This window comes from Pseudooceanicola lipolyticus, from assembly GCF_002786325.1.
Lineage (GTDB): Bacteria > Pseudomonadota > Alphaproteobacteria > Rhodobacterales > Rhodobacteraceae > Pseudooceanicola_C > Pseudooceanicola_C lipolyticus.
Map to the genome: position 1 here is coordinate 21296 of NZ_PGTB01000004.1, position 16722 is coordinate 38017.

General features: G+C 64.6%; 14 protein-coding genes and 1 tRNA gene. 8 read left to right on the plus strand and 7 right to left on the minus strand.

Annotated elements, in window-relative coordinates; genetic code table 11:
* The first annotated feature begins 87 nt into the window (after window positions 1–87).
* From CVM52_RS03040 to CVM52_RS03060, 5 genes are all read left to right on the plus strand, one after another.
* Window positions 88–1122 carry a cysteine synthase A gene (locus tag CVM52_RS03040; protein ID WP_100161124.1) on the plus strand — a complete coding sequence of 345 codons (1035 nt, stop codon included), beginning with the start codon at window positions 88–90 and terminating at the stop codon, window positions 1120–1122.
* 11 nt (window positions 1123–1133) lie between these two features.
* Window positions 1134–3533, plus strand: a complete 2400-nt coding sequence (locus CVM52_RS03045) for a DUF3772 domain-containing protein (protein WP_100161125.1) — start codon at window positions 1134–1136, stop codon at window positions 3531–3533.
* Complete coding sequence (locus CVM52_RS03050) at window positions 3530–4246, plus strand: alanyl-tRNA editing protein (protein ID WP_100161126.1); 717 nt, start codon at window positions 3530–3532, stop codon at window positions 4244–4246. Before CVM52_RS03045 ends, CVM52_RS03050 begins: the two co-directional genes overlap by 4 nt.
* A 218-nt stretch (window positions 4247–4464) precedes the next feature.
* On the plus strand, window positions 4465–5010 hold the full coding sequence (locus CVM52_RS03055; RefSeq protein WP_133119774.1) for a hypothetical protein: 546 nt from the start codon (window positions 4465–4467) through the stop codon (window positions 5008–5010).
* Window positions 5011–5123: 113 nt separating this feature from the next.
* Window positions 5124–5213 (plus strand) — tRNA-Ser (locus CVM52_RS03060).
* Between the two features lie 170 nt (window positions 5214–5383).
* Here the strand turns inward: CVM52_RS03060 and CVM52_RS03065 are convergent.
* Entirely contained in the window at window positions 5384–6271 is an 888-nt protein-coding gene (locus CVM52_RS03065; RefSeq protein ID WP_100161128.1) for a LysR family transcriptional regulator, read from the minus strand.
* Window positions 6272–6383: 112 nt separating this feature from the next.
* On the opposite strand from CVM52_RS03065, the gene cuyA reads away from it, so the two are divergent.
* The 3 genes from cuyA to hisD are packed head-to-tail and all read left to right on the plus strand — an operon-like array spanning window position 6384 to window position 9434.
* The gene (gene cuyA, locus CVM52_RS03070) at window positions 6384–7406 is read left to right on the plus strand and encodes a D-cysteate sulfo-lyase (RefSeq protein ID WP_100161129.1); all 1023 of its coding nucleotides are present in this window, start codon (window positions 6384–6386) and stop codon (window positions 7404–7406) included.
* 31 nt (window positions 7407–7437) lie between these two features.
* Window positions 7438–8163, plus strand: coding sequence for a cysteate racemase (gene cuyB / locus CVM52_RS03075; RefSeq protein ID WP_100161130.1), 726 nt, complete (start codon window positions 7438–7440; stop codon window positions 8161–8163).
* Complete coding sequence (gene hisD, locus CVM52_RS03080) at window positions 8160–9434, plus strand: histidinol dehydrogenase (RefSeq protein WP_100161131.1); 1275 nt, start codon at window positions 8160–8162, stop codon at window positions 9432–9434. Before cuyB ends, hisD begins: the two co-directional genes overlap by 4 nt.
* A gap of 202 nt (window positions 9435–9636) precedes the next feature.
* Here hisD and CVM52_RS03085 read toward each other — a convergent pair whose 3' ends face one another.
* From CVM52_RS03085 to CVM52_RS03110, 6 genes are all read right to left on the minus strand, one after another.
* Window positions 9637–10623 carry an ABC transporter ATP-binding protein gene (locus CVM52_RS03085; protein WP_100161132.1) on the minus strand — a complete coding sequence of 329 codons (987 nt, stop codon included), beginning with the start codon at window positions 10621–10623 and terminating at the stop codon, window positions 9637–9639.
* Window positions 10620–11612 (minus strand): ABC transporter ATP-binding protein, encoded by a 993-nt coding sequence (locus tag CVM52_RS03090; RefSeq protein ID WP_100161133.1) that lies wholly within the window; start codon window positions 11610–11612, stop codon window positions 10620–10622. The genes CVM52_RS03085 and CVM52_RS03090 overlap by 4 nt, the downstream gene beginning before the upstream one ends.
* A gap of 2 nt (window positions 11613–11614) precedes the next feature.
* Window positions 11615–12532 carry an ABC transporter permease gene (locus tag CVM52_RS03095; protein WP_100161134.1) on the minus strand — a complete coding sequence of 306 codons (918 nt, stop codon included), beginning with the start codon at window positions 12530–12532 and terminating at the stop codon, window positions 11615–11617.
* Window positions 12529–13470, minus strand: a complete 942-nt coding sequence (locus tag CVM52_RS03100) for an ABC transporter permease (RefSeq protein WP_100161135.1) — start codon at window positions 13468–13470, stop codon at window positions 12529–12531. Before CVM52_RS03100 ends, CVM52_RS03095 begins: the two co-directional genes overlap by 4 nt.
* An 86-nt stretch (window positions 13471–13556) precedes the next feature.
* A complete protein-coding gene (locus CVM52_RS03105; protein ID WP_100161136.1) occupies window positions 13557–15134 on the minus strand; it encodes an ABC transporter substrate-binding protein in 1578 nt (525 codons plus the stop codon).
* Window positions 15135–15179: 45 nt separating this feature from the next.
* Window positions 15180–16676 (minus strand): M81 family metallopeptidase, encoded by a 1497-nt coding sequence (locus CVM52_RS03110; protein WP_172720889.1) that lies wholly within the window; start codon window positions 16674–16676, stop codon window positions 15180–15182.
* Window positions 16677–16722 lie beyond the last annotated feature (46 nt).

A 16722-nucleotide genomic window follows, 5' to 3' on the forward strand; every position in this document is an offset into this window, starting at 1 on the left:
CCGGTGCAGGACCGCTGTTTGCCCTCAGCCGCTTGTGGTTGCAGGGATGCCCGGCTACAGCTTAGTCAAGATATTGGAGGACGTCCCATGCGCATCGCACGCGACCTGGCCGAGGCAGTCGGCAACACACCCCTGATCCGGCTGAAACGGGCCAGCGAGGAAACCGGCTGCGAGATCCTGGGCAAGGCCGAATTCATGAACCCCGGACAATCGGTCAAGGACCGCGCCGCGCTGTGGATCATCCGCGATGCGGTTGCACGCGGCGATTTGCAGCCCGGCGGCACCATCGTCGAAGGCACCGCCGGCAATACCGGCATCGGCCTGGCGCTGGTGGGGGCGTCTTTGGGGTTTCGCACGGTGATCGTGATCCCGGAAACCCAGAGCCAGGAAAAGAAGGATATGATCACCCTGGCCGGGGCCGAGCTGGTCCAGGTGCCGGCGGCGCCCTATAAGAATCCGAACAATTACGTGCGCTATTCGCAGCGTCTGGCCGAAGAGATTGCCAAGAGCGAACAAAATGGCGCGATCTGGGCCAACCAGTTCGACAATGTCGCCAACCGGCAGGCGCATATCGACGGCACCGGCCCGGAAATCTGGGAACAGACCGGCGGCAAGGTCGATGGCTTTGTCTGCTCGGTCGGCTCGGGCGGGACACTGGCCGGGGTCGGCATGGCGCTGCAGCCCAAGGGGGTGAAGATCGGCCTGGCCGATCCGATGGGGTCCGGCATCTATTCGCTTTATGACCAGGGTGAGGCCAAACCCGAAGGCAGTTCGATCACCGAGGGCATCGGCCAGGGCCGGATCACCGCCAATCTCGACGGGTTCCGCCCCGATTTCCTGTACCAGATCCCCGATGAAGAGGCGCTGCCCTATGTCTTCGACCTGTTGTCGGACGAGGGGCTGTGCGTCGGCGGATCGACCGGTATTAACGTGGCCGGGGCGGTCCGGCTGGCCCGCGAGTTGGGGCCGGGCCATACCATCGTGACCATCTTGTGCGACTATGGCACGCGTTATCAGTCCAAGCTGTTCAATCCCGAATTCCTGAAGGAAAAGGGCCTGCCGGTGCCGGGCTGGATGACCCGCGCCCCCGCGTCGATCCCCGGCGTTTTCGTGGACAGCTGAGCCGGCGCGCCATGGCATATCCGCATTTCGCGATTCTGCGGACATGGCTGTTGGTGCTGGGCCTGGTGTTCTGGGCCTGCGCCGCGCTGGCGCAGGAGCCGATCAATTATGAGGACTGGACGCGCACCGCGAACCGTGCCGAAACCACCATCGAGACCGGCCGCGCCTCGGACCAGGCGCTGGAGGTGCTGCGCCGCGACCTGGCCGCCTGGCGGGAAAGCTTCCTGTCGGCGCAAAGCCAGAACAGCGAGCGCATCGACACCCTGCGCCAGCAGATTGCCGCCCTGGGTCCGGCGCCCGATACCGAGGCCGGCGAACAACCCGAAAGTACAGATGTCGCCGCTCGGCGGGCAGAGCTGAACGAACAGCTGTCGCGCCTGCGCGCACCGGTGGTGTCGGCCGAAGAGGCCTATACCCGCGCCGACGGGCTGATCCGCGAGATCGACAACCTGATACGGGAACGGCGCACCAACCGGTTGCTGGAACTGGGGCCCACCCCGCTGAACCCGGCGCATTGGACCGAAACCGGCCAGGCATTGCTGCAAACCCTGGGGGAAATTGTCGACGAGACCAGCACTGCCTGGGAATCGCCCGTTGAACGTCGGCAGCTCTATTCCAACCTTCCGGTGGTTCTGCTGCTGCTGGTGCTGGGCCTGGTGCTGATCGCGCGCGGCCGCCGCTGGGTCACCCGGCTGGTCAATTTCCTGCGCAGCCGCACCCGGCCGGGATCGGAAGTGTCCAGCTTTATCGCCTCGCTGGGGCAGATCGTGGTGCCGCTGGCGGGGCTGCTGCTGTTGACCATCGCCGCGCAGCTGACCGGGCTGATCGGCATTCACGGCCAGCCGCTGATCGAGCACCTGGCCGGGTGGGGGGCGACCATCCTGCTGACCTGGTGGGTGGGCGAACGGGTGTTTTCGCGCAGCGATCGCACCGCCGCGTTTCAGCTGGAACCGGCCCGCCGCAAGGAGGCGCGGTTCTACAGCATCGTTTTCGGCATCGGCCTGGTGGCGCATGATCTGATCGGCACGGCCAGCATCAGCGGATCCTATTCTTCCAATGTCACCAACGTGCTGGAACTGCCGGTTCTGGTGCTGGTCGGGCTGACGCTGTTCCGGATGGGGCAGATCCTGTCCTCGGTGAACCCGAACACCGATGAGGAGACCGAACAGGTCTTTGGCATGCGGCTGATGTGGCTGGTCGGCAAGGCGGCGATGCTGATCGGCGTGGTCGGCCCGGTGATGGGCGCCATCGGCTATAGCGCCGCGGCCACGGCGCTGGTCTATCCGGCGGTGTCATCGCTGCTTCTGTTCGCGCTGCTGGTGGTGTTCCAGCGGCTGTTCTACGAGATCTATTTCCTGATCACCGGCGAACGCGATGCCGAAACCGGCGGGCTGATCCCGGTGCTGATGGGCTTTGCCCTGAGCCTGGCGGCGCTGCCGGTGCTGGCGCTGATCTGGGGCGCCCGCGTCGCCGACCTGACCGAGCTGTGGGCGCGGTTCCAGGAGGGTTTTGCCGTCGGCGACAGCCGTATCTCGCCGGTCGATTTCCTGACCTTCGTCATCGTCTTCATGCTGGGCTATCTGGCGACGCGGCTGGTGCAGGGGGCGCTGCGCTCGGTCGTGTTGCCCAAGACCCGGATCGACGCCGGCGGGCAGACCGCGCTGCTGTCCGGGATCAGCTATGTCGGTATCTTCCTGGCCGGGCTGATCGCCATCACCAGCGCCGGCATCGACCTGACCGCGCTGGGCTATGTCGCCGGGGCGCTGTCGGTCGGCATCGGCTTTGGCCTGCAGAACATCGTGTCGAACTTCGTCTCGGGCATCATCCTGCTGATCGAACGGCCGATCTCCAAGGGCGACTGGATCGCGGTGGGCTCGCAGATGGGCTATGTCCGCGACATCTCGGTCCGCTCCACCCGGATCGAAACCTTCGACCGCACCGACGTGATCGTGCCGAATTCGGACCTGATCAGCGGTACGGTCACCAATTATACCCGCGGCAACACAATCGGCCGGGTGATCGTCGGCATCGGCGTCGCCTATGGCACCGACACCCGCAAGGTCGAAGCCGTCCTGACCGAGATTGCCAATTCGCACCCGATGGTGCTGGCCAATCCGGCCCCCTTTATCGCCTTCAAGGAATTCGGCGCCGACAGCATGAATTTCGAGATCCGGGCGATCCTGCGCGACGTCAACTGGGTGCTGGCGGTGCAGACCGAGATGAACCACCTGATTGCCAAGCGCTTTGCCGAAGAGGGGATCGAGATTCCCTTCGCCCAGCGCGACGTCTGGCTGCGCAACCCCGAGGCGCTGCGCGGCGGTGACGCCACGCCGGCCAACAGCGCACCGGATGACACCACCGATCCGCCCAAGGCGCCGGAGACGCCCGACAACCCCGAGGTGCCGCGATGACCGAGGCGCTGTTCCTCGCTGACGCCTACGCGCGTAGCGCCTCGGGCCGGGTGGTGGGCCATACAGCGGACGGCGCGGTGCTGCTGGACCGCAGCCTGTTCTACGCCACCGGCGGCGGCCAGCCGGGCGACAGCGGCTGGCTGGAGTGGTCGGGCGGTCGGATGGCGGTGGCCGACACCGTCAAGGCTGGCCCCGAGGATATCGCGCTGGTGCCGGCCGAAGGTGCCGTGGCGCCGCCGCCGGGGGCCGAGGTGACCCAGCAGATCGACTGGGAGCGCCGCTGGGGGCACATGCGGGTGCATACCGCGCTGCACCTGCTGTCGGTGGTGATCCCGTTGCCGGTGACCGGCGGGGCGATCTCGCAGGGGCGCGGACGGCTGGACTTCAACATGCCCGAGGCGCCCGCCGACAAGGCGGCGCTGGAGGCGGAACTGGTGGCCCTGATCGCCCGCGACCTGAAGGTCAGCGACAGCTGGATCACCGATGCCGAGCTGGACGCCAATCCCGGCCTGGTCAAAACCATGTCGGTCCGCCCGCCGCGCGGCGCCGGGCGCGTCCGGCTGGTGCGCATCGGGCAGGGCGCGGCCCAGGTCGATCTGCAGCCCTGCGGCGGCACCCATGTGCGCCGCACCGGTGAAATCGGCGCCGTGCGGCTGGGCAAGATCGAAAAGAAGGGCAAGCAGAACCGTCGGGTCTACCTGCATCTGGACTGAGGTTTGCCGCGTTTCGCAGCGGAATTTGTGACACCCTGCCATACCGTTACCGATTTTCGATTTCCTTCAACGAAGTGATTTGACGGCTTCACGAAAGCCGGGCATGAGAAATCACTTGCGCTGTGTTCCTTTACGGCTTTTCGGTCAAATTCGTCGCGTCCGACCGGCACGACGGGACCATGGTGGCAAGGGCTCCAACCTTTATCTTCGGATCAATCATGTTCGCTAAGATTAGTGCGTTCTTGCTCGCTGTGGCGATTGCCACGGCATTGCCGGGGAATGGCCGGGCCGCTGTGGTGTCTTCCGACATCACCGTGAACGCCGCCTATTCCAAGACAGGAACTCTGCTTTCCGGCCAGACTCTCGAGTTCAAATTCAAGGCCCTGCAGGCGCTCTTCATTGACGCTTTCAGCCTGTCGGCCACGGGCACGAATTCGGGCAATGACCTGAACAAGGTCACGTTCGGATACACGACCCCGACCTCCGATTTCTTCGACACCGTCGTTACCGTCGGGAAAGCCTCGTTTGCGGGTGATTTCCTGGTCGGAACGATTTTCCCCAAGGGCACGATTTTCTCGATCTTCTTTGAAGAGCGCGGAATCAAGAACCCTGTCGGCGTGACCGTCTCGTTCCAGACGGCCAGCCCGGTGCCGGTGCCCGCCACCGGCCTGCTGCTTGGAACCGTCCTGCTGGCTGCTGGCGCCGTTGCCCGCCGCTCGCTCAAGGCGGCCGCCGGGCGCCCTGCCGGTCTGCTGCCCGCATGACCCCCCTCCGGCGCCGGCCTTCCGGCGCCGGTCTTTTTGGCACGAATTCCCGCTGCAAAATGGCCAACTTCCTCTTGTGCGCAGCCCCCCAGGGGCGTTAAGAGGGCCTCTACGGAGAGGTGGCCGAGTGGTCGAAGGCGCACGCCTGGAAAGTGTGTAGGCGGGAAACCGTCTCCAGGGTTCGAATCCCTGTCTCTCCGCCACCGACCGATCGCCATGAAGCTCATGTCGAAAAGCCACCGTTTTTCCAGAGAGTTCTCTCGTTAGTGGACGACCGGTTTCGGTCGGGCCCTCCCTGCGGGCCAGAGATCAGCAAGCACGGCTCGGGTCACTGGCTAAGGGTGCGTGGGCGAAAGGGGCGGACGGCACGCGCCTATTTGCCGTGGACGGTTTCAAGTTCTTTCCAAATCGCCTGTTCGGCGTTCGATTTCTTGCCGATCAGCCGGGTCGCCACCGTCGCGATCCGTGGTGTGGGCAGGATGTCGGAAAAGCTCAAAAGGCCATTCTTTGCGGGCAGGTTTTCCAGCATCGACCGGGGAATCCAGGCGATTCCCACCCCGTTTGCCGCCAGTTGCATCGCCGCGACCGTCAGGGCGGTTTCGACCTTGATTTCGCGCGACATGCTGTCGGAGAGATAGGGATGCACCTCGCTATCGATCAGTTTGCCCATGAAGACATCCGATGGGTAGGCGATGACGGGCAGTCGGCCGGCGTCGATCTGGTCGCGAAGCGCGGCGGTGCCGACAGGAATCAGATCTTCCTTTGAAATCACGAGTTGCTCGACATATTCCTCGGGCGGATTGGAGAGTTCGCTGATCGACTGATAGGTCAAAACCAGATCCGCCTCCTTGGTGATCAGCATGCCCCAGCATTCGGACCGGTTGGCCGACCGCAGGCGCAGCCTGTAGCCCAGTGCGTCAAGACGCGTTGCAATCAGTGGCGGGAGAAGCGAAGTGGTGATGGCGTGCTGGCTGGCGATCACGACCCGGCTTCGGACCTGTCGGTCGGCCTTGCGCAGATCAATCACCAGTCCCTTGAGGTCGGTCGAGAGGCGGCGCAGCCGGTCTTCCTGTTCCACCAGCATCCCGGTCGGGCGGGCGGGCTTGCGGCTGCGGTCCATCAATTCGACGCCCAGATATTCCTCGATGCTGCGCACCCGGCGCGAGAAGGCCGGCTGGGTCAAATAGCGGCGGGTGGCCGCTTCGTTCAGCGACTCGCTTTCAAAGATCGCGATGATGTCTTCCAGCCATTCCAGTTTCATGTAAATGTCCTTGAAATATGCACATGATGCATAATAGGTCGGAAACTTGGCATTTGAGAAGCGAAAATCTTCATTGTATTCTTTGCTGGAACACTATGTCGGAGTTTCTACTATGCATTTCGCGCGTTTTGACCGTATTCGCCTGGCCCACCTGCCGACGCCACTGGAACCGATGAACCGGCTGTCCGACGCGCTCAACGGTCCGCGCCTCTGGATCAAGCGGGATGACTGCACCGGCATGTCGACAGGGGGCAACAAGACCCGCAAGCTTGAGTTCCTGATGGGCGAGGCACTGGCGCAAAAGGCCGATGTGGTCATCACGCAGGGCGCGACCCAGTCCAATCACGTCCGCCAGACCGCCGCCTTCTGTGCGCGGCTGGGTCTCGAGTGCCATGCGATCCTCGAGGACCGGACTCAATCCAAAGACCCGGACTACCGGATGAATGGCAATGTGCTGCTCGACGCGCTGCATGGCGCGACGGTGGAACATGTGCCCGCCGATACCGATATGGTGGCGGCCTGTGAAACCGCTGCGGCCGAGCTGCGCTCGAAAGGCAAAACGCCCTATATCATTCCCGGTGGTGGTTCGAACCCGGTCGGGGCGCTTGGCTATGCCAATTGCGCGCTGGAACTGGTGAACCAGGCCAACGAGATGGGCCTGAAGATTTCCCGCCTGATCCACGCCACCGGGTCGGCCGGGACGCAGGCTGGGCTGGTCACCGGATTGCGCGCGCTCAATTCCGGCATCCCGCTGCTGGGGATCGGGGTGCGGGCGCCGAAGGAAAAGCAGGAAGCAAACGTGTTTGCCCTTGCTCAGAAAACTGCAGAGAAACTGGGATGTCCCGGCATCGTTTCGCGCGAGGATGTGGTTGCCAATACCGATTATGTCGGCGAGGGATATGGCATTCCGAATGCGGGAACAGTCGAGGCGATCGAGATGTTTGCCCGCTATGAGGGAATTCTGCTGGACCCGGTCTATTCCGGCAAGGGGGCGGCAGGGCTGATCGACCTGGTGCGGAAAAACGCGTTCGACGCCGCAGAGAACATTGTTTTTCTGCACACCGGCGGTTCGGCTGGCCTTTTCGGCTACCGCGCGACCTTCGAGGAACCGCGGCTGGTGACGCTGGCCGCTTGATAGAACCGAGCAAAGACAGGACCAGGGGCAAATGCGCGAGGTGATCGGAGTGCTGGGCGGCATGGGGCCAGAGGCAACCATCCTGCTGATGTCGCGCCTGTTGGCCGCCACGCCGGCCGATGATGATGCCGATCACATCCCGCTGCTCGTGGACAGCAACACCCAGGTGCCGTCCCGCATTGCCCATCTGATCGACAAGACCGGTGAAGATCCCACCCCCGTCCTTGTCGGGATGGCGCAAAAACTGGTCGCGGCGGGTGCCGGGCTGCTGGTGATGCCGTGCAACACGGCGCACAGCTATTACCCGGCGATTGCCGGCGCGGTGCAGGTGCCGGTGCTGAACATGGTGGAATTGACCGCCGAGGCAGTGGCGCGCGCGTATCCCGACGGGCCGGTCGGCATCCTGGCCTCGCCGGCGGTCGAGATCACCGGCGTGTTTGCCCGTGCCTTCTCGGTTCTGGGCCGCGAGGTCATGTATCCGGCCGACCGGCAGCGCGTGCTGTCGGCGATCCGTGCGATCAAGGGCGGGCAGGTCGACGCCGCGCTGCCAATCCTGAAGGAGGCCGCCGCCGAGCTTGCTGCGGCGGGTGCGCCTGTCGCGGTCATCGGCTGCTCGGAATTTTCGATTGTCGCACCGCGGCTGACGGCGGCGCCGCTGGTGTTGGTCGACAGCCTTGACGTGCTGGTGAACGCCTGCGTGACCCATGCGGCGGCTTCCATCGCCCCATCCAACCAAGGAGCCATTTCGGCCAAATGACTGTCCAATATCTTAAAACCGCCATTCCGCATGCGCCCGAACGCCAGATCGAGCTCCGCGACCAGGTGACGGACATCTTGCTGGCCATCGAGAAGGGCGGCGAGGCCGAGGCGCTGCGTTTTGCCCGCAAGTTCGACAATTGGGAGGGCGACATCGTCGTCACACCGGAAGAGATTGCGGCCGCAACCCAGCGCCTGTCCCCCTCGGTGCGTGCCGATATCGACTTCTCTCATGACAACATCCGCCGCTTTGCTGAGGCGCAGCGCGCCACGCTGAGCGATATGGAGATCGAGATGGCGCCGGGCTTTTTCGCCGGGCAGAAGTCGATCCCTGTGCTGAGCGCAGGCTGCTATGCACCTGGTGGACGGTTCAGCCACGTTGCCTCGGCGCTGATGACGATCACCACCGCCAAGGCGGCGGGGGTGGAGTTCGTGGCCGCCAGTTCGCCGCCGCGCGGGGCGCAGGGCATTTCGGACGAGATGGCCTATGCAATGCACCTGGCCGGAGCGGACCGGATCCTGCGCATGGGGGGCGTGCAGGCGATCGCCTCGATGGCCTTCGGGTTCTTTGACATTCCGGCGGTGGATACGCTGGCCGGGCCCGGCAATGCCTGGGTGGCCGAAGCCAAGCGGCAGCTTTTTGGCCGGGTCGGAATCGACATGGTCGCCGGGCCGACCGACAGCCTGATCCTCGCGGATGGCACCGCCGATGCCGAGGTCGTTGCCTGGGACATGATCGGTCAGATGGAGCATGGCGCGGACTCGCCGGTCTGGCTGGTCACCAACAACGCAGAAATGGCACAGCAGGTGGTCGACATGATCCCGGTTCTGATCGGGTCGCTGCCCGCGGCGAACGCGGGTTCGGCCCAGGCCGCCTGGGACAACCTGGCGGAAATCGCCGTCTGCAACTCGCGCGAGGAAATGGCCCAGATGGCTGACCGCTATGCGCCTGAGCACCTGCATGTGCAGGCCGAGGACCTCGACTGGTGGTTGGGTCGGCTCAAGGCCTATGGCTCGCTGTTCCTCGGCGAAGAGACCACGGTCGCCTTCGGCGACAAGGCGTCCGGCCCCAACCACGTGCTGCCGACCTCTGGCGCGGCGCGCTATACCGGCGGGCTGTCGGTGCACAAGTTCCTCAAGACCGTCACCTGGCAGCGCTCGACCAAAGAGGCGGCGCAGCGGGTGGCCGAGGTCACCGCACGGATTTCCCGGCTGGAAGGCATGGAGGCCCATGCCCGCACCGCGGATATCCGGCTCTCGCCACGCCGCTGAAGGCCCGCTGCAACGCCTGCGTCCGACCCGCCCCTGCCGATCTTGGCGGGGGCGTGCTTGTTGGAAAATCCAGGCTGATCCAGAGCCGTCAGAACCCGGTGCCGGCCAAGCCATCCCCCTCCAAGTCGCAGAGTGCCAGCCTCCGGCGCCGGTGCAATCGGGTGATCGCGGCGGGGCAGGCCAGCCCGCCGCCGGCCAGGCGTCAGACCTCGTCGGCGTAGTGGCAGGCGCTTTGGTGGCCGGGCCCCATGTCGCGCAGCTTGGGTGCCTCGGCGGCGCAACGATCGGTTGCCATGGGACAGCGGGTGCGGAAGAAACAGCCGCTTGGCGGATCGATCGGGCTGGGCACGTCGCCCTTCAACACCACGCGGTCGCGACTGGCTTCGGGGTCGGGCAGGGGGACCGCCGACAGCAGCGCCTTGGTATAGGGGTGCCGGGGATGGCGGAACATGGCCTCGCGGTCGGCGATCTCCATGATCCGGCCCAGATACATCACCGCGATCCGGTCGCTCATATGTTCAACAACGGCAAGGTCGTGCGAGATGAAGAGCAGCGCGAGCCCCAGATCCTTCTGCAGGTCCATGAGCAGATTGATGATCTGCGCCTGCACGGAGACGTCGAGCGCCGAGACAGCCTCGTCACAGATGATGATGTCGGGTTCGGAGGCCAGCGCGCGGGCGATGCAGATCCGCTGACGCTGACCGCCGGAAAACTGATGCGGCATACGCACCATGGCCTCGCGCGGGAGGCCGACCTTTTCCAAGAGATCGCCGACACGGGCCTGGCGTTCGGCACGGGTTCGCGCCAGGCCATGGCTGCGCAGCGGCTCGGCCACCAACTGTTCCACCGACATGCGCGGGTTGAGCGACGAGAACGGGTCCTGGAAGACGACGTTCATGCGTTTACGCACCGGCTTCATCTGCGCTCGGCTGAGGCCGTCGATCCGCTGTCCGTCCAAAGTGATCTCGCCCGCGGTGAGCGGAATCAGCTGCGCCAGGCATTTGCCAACGGTGGATTTCCCGCAGCCGGATTCACCGACCAGCGACAGGGTTTCGCCCTTGGCGATGTGGAAGCTTACGTCGCTGACCGCGTGCACGGCCTTGTCGGCTTTCGAGAACAGCGCACCCCGCCCAAGGGGGAAGCGTTTCACGAGGTGGCGAACTTCGATAAGAGCTGGTGCGTCGGTCATGCGGCGGTCGCCTCCCGGCGGGCAAAATGGCAGGCAGCTAGGTGGCCGGGGGCCTTGGTTTCCAGTGCGGGATCGATACGGCGGCAGACATCCTGCACCAGCGGGCAGCGATCGGCAAAGGCGCAGCCCCGCAGCGGTTTGGACAGGTCGGGCACGCGGCCGGGGATTTCGGCCAGCCGCACCGATCCGGCAGCGCTGAGCGACGACCCCAGCTTGGGCACCGCATTCAGCAAGCCCTGGGTATAGGGGTGGCGCGGGGTTCGAAACAGATCGCCGACCTTGGCTTCCTCGACCTTGCGGCCGGCATACATGACCAGAACGCGTTCGGCGAATTCCGCCACCACGCCCAGGTCATGGGTGATCAGCATCACCGCCGATCCGACCTTGCTGCGCAGGTCTTGCATGAGGTCGAGTATCTGCGCCTGGATCGTCACGTCGAGCGCGGTTGTCGGCTCGTCTGCCAATAGCAGCGCCGGGTTGCAGGCCAGCGCGATGGCAATCATCGCGCGCTGGCGCATACCGCCGGACAACTGGTGCGGATATTCGTCGACGCGCCGGTCGGGCGAGGGAATGCCGACAAGGCGCAGCATCTCGATGGCGCGGTCCCGAGCCTGCGCCCGGCTGGCCTTTTCGTGCAGCCGGACGGATTCGCCGATCTGCTGCCCGATGGTAAAGACCGGGTTGAGCGAGGTCATCGGCTCCTGAAAGATCATGCCGATCTCGGAACCGCGCATCTTTCGCATTTGGCTTTCCGAGGCCTTCAGCAGATCCTTGCCGCGAAAATTGATCTCGCCCGCGATTTTGCCCGGCGGGGTCGGCAGCAGGCCGAGGATCGACATGGAGGTCACCGACTTGCCACAGCCGGATTCGCCAACCACCGCCAGCGCTTCGCCGGCGTGGATGTCGAAAGACAGCCCGTCGACGGCGCGATTTACGCTGGTCGCGGTGCGAAAGTGAATCTGAAGATCGCGAACTTCGAGAAGCGCCATGTTCACACCTGTTTCGCAAGCCGGGGATCGACCGCGTCGCGCAGCCCGTCGCCCAGGAGGTTGACGGCTAGCACGGTGACCGAAAGAAAAATGGCCGGGAAGAAGACGATGGAAGGTTTCACCTGCCACAGCGCCCGGCCCTCGGCCATGATGTTGCCCCACGAGGGCACCGAGGACGGCATGCCGGCGCCGATGAAGGACAGGATCGCTTCGGTGATCATCGCCGAGGCGCAGATATAGGTCGCCTGCACGGTCAGGGGCGCCAGGGTGTTGGGCATGATATGCCGCCAGATGATCCCGAGCGTGCCGGTGCCGCAGGCGGTGCCGGCCTCGACATAGGGCTGTTCGCGCACCGACAGCACAACCGAGCGGGTCAGGCGGGCGACGCGGGGGATCTCGGCGATGGTGATGGCGAGGATCACGTTGAAAACCGAGCCGCCGCGCATCAGGGTCATCAGGGCGATGGCCAGCAGGATGGCTGGGATAGACATCAGCCCGTCCATCACCCGCATGATGATGTTGTCGGCCCATCTGAGGAAACCCGACATCAGGCCGATGGCCAGGCCGATGACCGAGGCGCAGATCGCGACGCCGGCGCCGACGATCAGTGACACGCGCACGCCGTAGACGGTGCGCGAATAGATGTCGCGGCCCAGCATGTCGGTGCCGAACCAGGCTTCGGCCGAGGGGGGCTTGACCCGGAAAGCGGGATTCAGCGCGGCCGGATCATGGGTGGCCAACAGCGGCGCGAAGACCGCGATCAGCGCCACCAGCACCAGCAGGCCCAGACCGATCCACAGCGTCGGGTGTTCGATCAGCAGGGTCACAAAGCGGCTGCGCTGCGGCGGGGGCGTCAGGATCTGCGGCCGTTCGGAGGCCGCCGCGTAATGCGCATCGGTTTCGGGGAAGGGGGCGGTCAATAGCGGATCCTCGGATCGATGAGGGTGTAGGAGAGATCGATCAAAAGATTGATGATCACGTAGACGAAGCTGAAGATCAGGATGATGGCCTGGATCACCGGGTAATCGCGCCGCAGGATCGATTCCACCGTCAGGCGGCCGAGGCCGGGCAGGGCGAACACGGTCTCGATCACCACCGCGCCCGAGATCATCAGCGCGATGCCAAGGCCAACGACGGTCACGATCGGCACCAGCGCGTTGCGCAATGCATGCACGTACAGGATGGTGTGACCGGCGGCACCCTTGGCGCGGGCGGTGCGGATATAGTCCTGTTGCAGGATTTCCAGCATGGTGGCGCGGGTGATCCGGGCGATCAAGGCGATATAGACGCCCGACAGGGTGGTGGCGGGCAGGATCAGGCTGCGCAGCCAGGGCAGCACGCCCTCGGCGATCGGCTTGTAGCCCTGGACCGGCAGCCAGCCCAGTTTCAGCGCCAGCGCCCAGGCCAGCACATAGCCCACCACGAAGACCGGGACCGAAAAGCCCAGGACGGCGAAAAGCATGATGACCCGGTCGATCAGGGAACCGCGTTTCCAGGCGGCGGCCACGCCCATCGGGATGGCGATGATCAGCGCGATGGTCAGGGTCACGATCATCAGCGATACGGTCGGCTCGACCCTCTGCAGGATCATCTCGGTCACGGGTTCGCGGGTGAAGATCGAATTGCCGAAATCACCCCGCAGGACACCGCCCGCCCATTCGGCAAAACGCACCGGAAAGCTGCGGTCGAGGCCAAGTTGGCTGCGGATGGCTTCGATATCCTCCTGCGTCGCCTGATCACCTGCCAGGATCGCGGCCGGGTCGCCCGGGGCGAGGTAAAGCAGACTGAAGACGAAGACCATCACGAACAGGACGACCGGGATCGTCGACAGGATGCGTCTGAAGATATAGGCGCTCATGCGGATGAATACCTTGGGAGGAAAGGCCGACCTCAGCAGCGACCTGGGGTGGGAGGGGCACCCTGAAAGCGGATGCCCCGGGCGTGTCAGGCGCGGTCGACATTCCAGAACAGGCTGACCGAGGCCTGCAACAGGCCGGTCAGGTCCTTACGGACAGCGCCGTCTTGGAAGGTCTGGCCCAGCGGCACGGTCGGCACCTGGTCCAGCGCGCGCGCATGCGCCTTGTCGAACAGGGCCTGTGCCTCGTCTTCGGACTGGGCGGAAAGCCAGGAGGCGACGGTTTCTTCCATCTCCTCGTCCTTGAACCAGCCCCACCAGCCTTTTTCGCCCAGGCCACGGGTGGTGGCATTGGTTGCCGGGTTGTCGATCGAGATCGCCGGCCAGTTGGTGTGCGCGATGCTCCAGCCGCCGTTATCGACGGGTTCTTTCGACACCCGGCGCTGGACCACGGTGCCCCAGTCGGTGTCCTGCAAATCGACATTCATGCCGATCTTGGTCAGGATATCGGCGGTGATCAGCCCGTGGGGGTGGATCGAGGCGATATCGGTCGGGTTCAGGATCACGACGCGTTCACCGTTATAGCCGGCGGCCTTGAGCGCCTCTTTGGCCCCTTCGATGTCGAGCGAGTTGATCAGTTCTTCACCCAGCTCGTTCACGCCCGGCAGGCCACAGGGGAAGGACGACAGGCATTCCTGCCGGTTGGCATCGCTGGCGGTGACGGCCTGCATATAGGGCGTCTGGTTCACGGCCTTCATCACCGCGCGCCGGATGTCGACATTGTCGAACGGCGCCTGCAGGTGGTTGAAGCGCATGACCGAGACCAGGCCAAAGGGGTCCTGGCGGAACAGGTCAACATCCGGGCTGGCTTCCATCAGCGGCGCAAGGTCAGGCAGGACCGAGGCGACCCAGTCGACCTCGCCCGCCTGGATGGCGGCGGCGGCGGTGGCGGGGTCGGGGATGACCTGCCAGATCACGCGGTCGAAGTTCACGACCTTTCCACCCGAAGTCCAGGCTGCCGGTTCCGAACGGGGCACGTAACCTTCGAACTTCTCATAGACCATGCGGTCGCCCGAGACATATTCGTCTGCCACCCATTTGAACGGGCCCGAGCCGATCATTTCGGTCACCTGCTCGGAGATATCGGTTTGCGCCAGCCGTTCCGGCATGATCATCGCCGGCGAGGAATGCGGCTTGCCGATGGCGTGCAGCAGGCGGCCGAAGGGACGGGTCAGCTTGATCAGGATGGTCTTGTCATCCTTGGCCGAAAAGCTTTCGGTCGCGGCGCCCAGCGCTTGGCCAAAGCCGTCGCGGCGGGACCAGCGATCGAGGCTTGCGGCACAGTCCTGGGCACGGACCGGTTCGCCATCGTGGAACATCAGCCCGTCGCGCAGGGTGATTTCCCAGGTCAGCCCGTCATCGGACACGGTATGACCCGCCGCCATCTGCGGGACCGGCTGCAAGTTCGCATCCATGCCATACAGCGTGTCGAAGACGCAGTAGCCATGCGTGATGGAGACGGCGGCAGGCGTAAAGACCGGGTCAAGAATGGTGAGGTTGGAACTGGGCACATAGCGCAGCACCTTGGTGTTGTTCTGGGCAATCGAGGGCAGCGACAACAGCGGCGTCGCCGCCGCGGCGCCGAGCAGGGAACGTCTTGTGATCATTTTGTTTTCCTTCCTGAAGGTCTTACGTTTCGTTGTTTTTTGTTTCTATGCCACGCGCGGGATCGGCTGCGGTTCGGCGGTATCGTCTGCCGGCCAGAACGGTCTCTGCCGGTTTTCCCACGCCACGTCCTGAAGCCGCAGCGGCGCGCCGCCGGGGCCGTGCAGCGGGATGTACTGAACACCGGGGCCCAGCAGCTTGCGGTAATTCATCAGGTTCTTGAAGGAGGATATTTTCATCTCGGCAATGTCGATGCCGCAGGCTGCGTAATGTTCATCCATGTGCTCGTAAAAGGGCAAGCTGCCGACGAGAATCCGGATGCCGCCCGCGCGCAACAGCGCGGTCTGACCGGTGCCGGTTTTCGCACCGGCGGCCGGGCCGCCGGAATAGGTGAAGGTCCCGTCGCACAGCTTTTCCACCTGTGCGGTGACCGGGACGGGCTTGAACCAGCGGTCATCCTGTTTCGCGCCGATGTGGAAGTCTGACTCGGCACCTTCGCCCAGGTCAAAGGCCCGCGCCGCGGTGTCGGGATCGACGATATAGAGGGCGGCGTCAGTGTCAGGTGCGATTTCAAGCAGCGCGGCCAGAAGCGCCGGGCTGTCACCCTGTGCGCCGGCGCCCATCGAGTCGGGGGCGTCGACGATCAGGGTGCGGCCCGGCGCCGCGACCGCCGCGCGCACCGCCTCGGCCGGGGTCATTGCCGGCAGTTCGAAAAGACGGCGGCGCTCCCAGATGGCGTCCAGCACCTCCTGCGCAACCGCGTCGCCGGCGGCGGGGTCGCCGTCGGTGATGGCAAGCCCGGTGACGCCCACATCCGCCATGTCGAGCCAGGGTTGGACGGGAAAAAAACTTACCGACAGCGCCCGCCCCTCGGCCTCGATCTGACGGGACAGGGCGGCGACCTGCGCCATCGGTTCGTCGCCCAGCGTCGCGCCACCCAGAACGGGGACAATGGCGTTATACTTGCGGATGCGCGTCACCGGCGCGATTTCTTTCCTCATCGCGCGGACCAGCAGGTCAGCAGCACAGGCGCCGGTGCGATAGGCATCGACATGCGGGTAGGTCTCGTATCCGACGATGATCTGGGCCATGTCGGCCATCCGTTGCGTGACATGCGCGTGCAGGTCGAGGCTGACCGCGATCGGAATTGACGGGTCGCCAAGCCGTTGCCGCACCGCCTGGATAACGCCGCCCTCGGGGTCTTTTTCGGTCGCGCAGATCATCGCGCCGTGCAGCGAGAGGTAAACACCATCAAGCGGCAGCGCCGCGGTAATTCCCTCTGCGATGATCTCGATCACCTCGTCGTAAAAGGCGTCGTCCACATGTCCGCCCGAGACGCAGCGTGACATGAAGAGCGGCAAAACCTGAACCCCGGCGTCATTCAGCGTGTCGAGCGCGCCGGTCACCGAGAGCTGTTTGCCGGTTGCCACCTTGATGACATCCTCGCCGTGATAGATGCCGAACCGGGCGAAATCTTCTTTTCGGGCCACGCGGAGCGACAGGCTGTTGCCTTCGAATTCAAAGCTGGCGATCGCGACTCTCATTGCAGTATTGGGTTCCTCTAATCGTCTGGCCATGCCTCGGTTCCGT

What these genes read in the sequence shown, in the direction of transcription:
- CVM52_RS03040 (WP_100161124.1), top strand. Translation starts at nt 88, where the DNA reads ATGCGCATCGCACGCGACCTGGCCGAGGCAGTCGGCAACACACCCCTG.
- CVM52_RS03045 (WP_100161125.1), top strand. Translation starts at nt 1,134, where the DNA reads ATGGCATATCCGCATTTCGCGATTCTGCGGACATGGCTGTTGGTGCTG.
- CVM52_RS03050 (WP_100161126.1), top strand. Translation starts at nt 3,530, where the DNA reads ATGACCGAGGCGCTGTTCCTCGCTGACGCCTACGCGCGTAGCGCCTCG.
- CVM52_RS03055 (WP_133119774.1), top strand. Translation starts at nt 4,465, where the DNA reads ATGTTCGCTAAGATTAGTGCGTTCTTGCTCGCTGTGGCGATTGCCACG.
- CVM52_RS03065 (WP_100161128.1), bottom strand. Translation starts at nt 6,271, where the DNA reads ATGAAACTGGAATGGCTGGAAGACATCATCGCGATCTTTGAAAGCGAG.
- cuyA (WP_100161129.1), top strand. Translation starts at nt 6,384, where the DNA reads ATGCATTTCGCGCGTTTTGACCGTATTCGCCTGGCCCACCTGCCGACG.
- cuyB (WP_100161130.1), top strand. Translation starts at nt 7,438, where the DNA reads ATGCGCGAGGTGATCGGAGTGCTGGGCGGCATGGGGCCAGAGGCAACC.
- hisD (WP_100161131.1), top strand. Translation starts at nt 8,160, where the DNA reads ATGACTGTCCAATATCTTAAAACCGCCATTCCGCATGCGCCCGAACGC.
- CVM52_RS03085 (WP_100161132.1), bottom strand. Translation starts at nt 10,623, where the DNA reads ATGACCGACGCACCAGCTCTTATCGAAGTTCGCCACCTCGTGAAACGC.
- CVM52_RS03090 (WP_100161133.1), bottom strand. Translation starts at nt 11,612, where the DNA reads ATGGCGCTTCTCGAAGTTCGCGATCTTCAGATTCACTTTCGCACCGCG.
- CVM52_RS03100 (WP_100161135.1), bottom strand. Translation starts at nt 13,470, where the DNA reads ATGAGCGCCTATATCTTCAGACGCATCCTGTCGACGATCCCGGTCGTC.
- CVM52_RS03105 (WP_100161136.1), bottom strand. Translation starts at nt 15,134, where the DNA reads ATGATCACAAGACGTTCCCTGCTCGGCGCCGCGGCGGCGACGCCGCTG.
- CVM52_RS03110 (WP_172720889.1), bottom strand. Translation starts at nt 16,676, where the DNA reads ATGAGAGTCGCGATCGCCAGCTTTGAATTCGAAGGCAACAGCCTGTCG.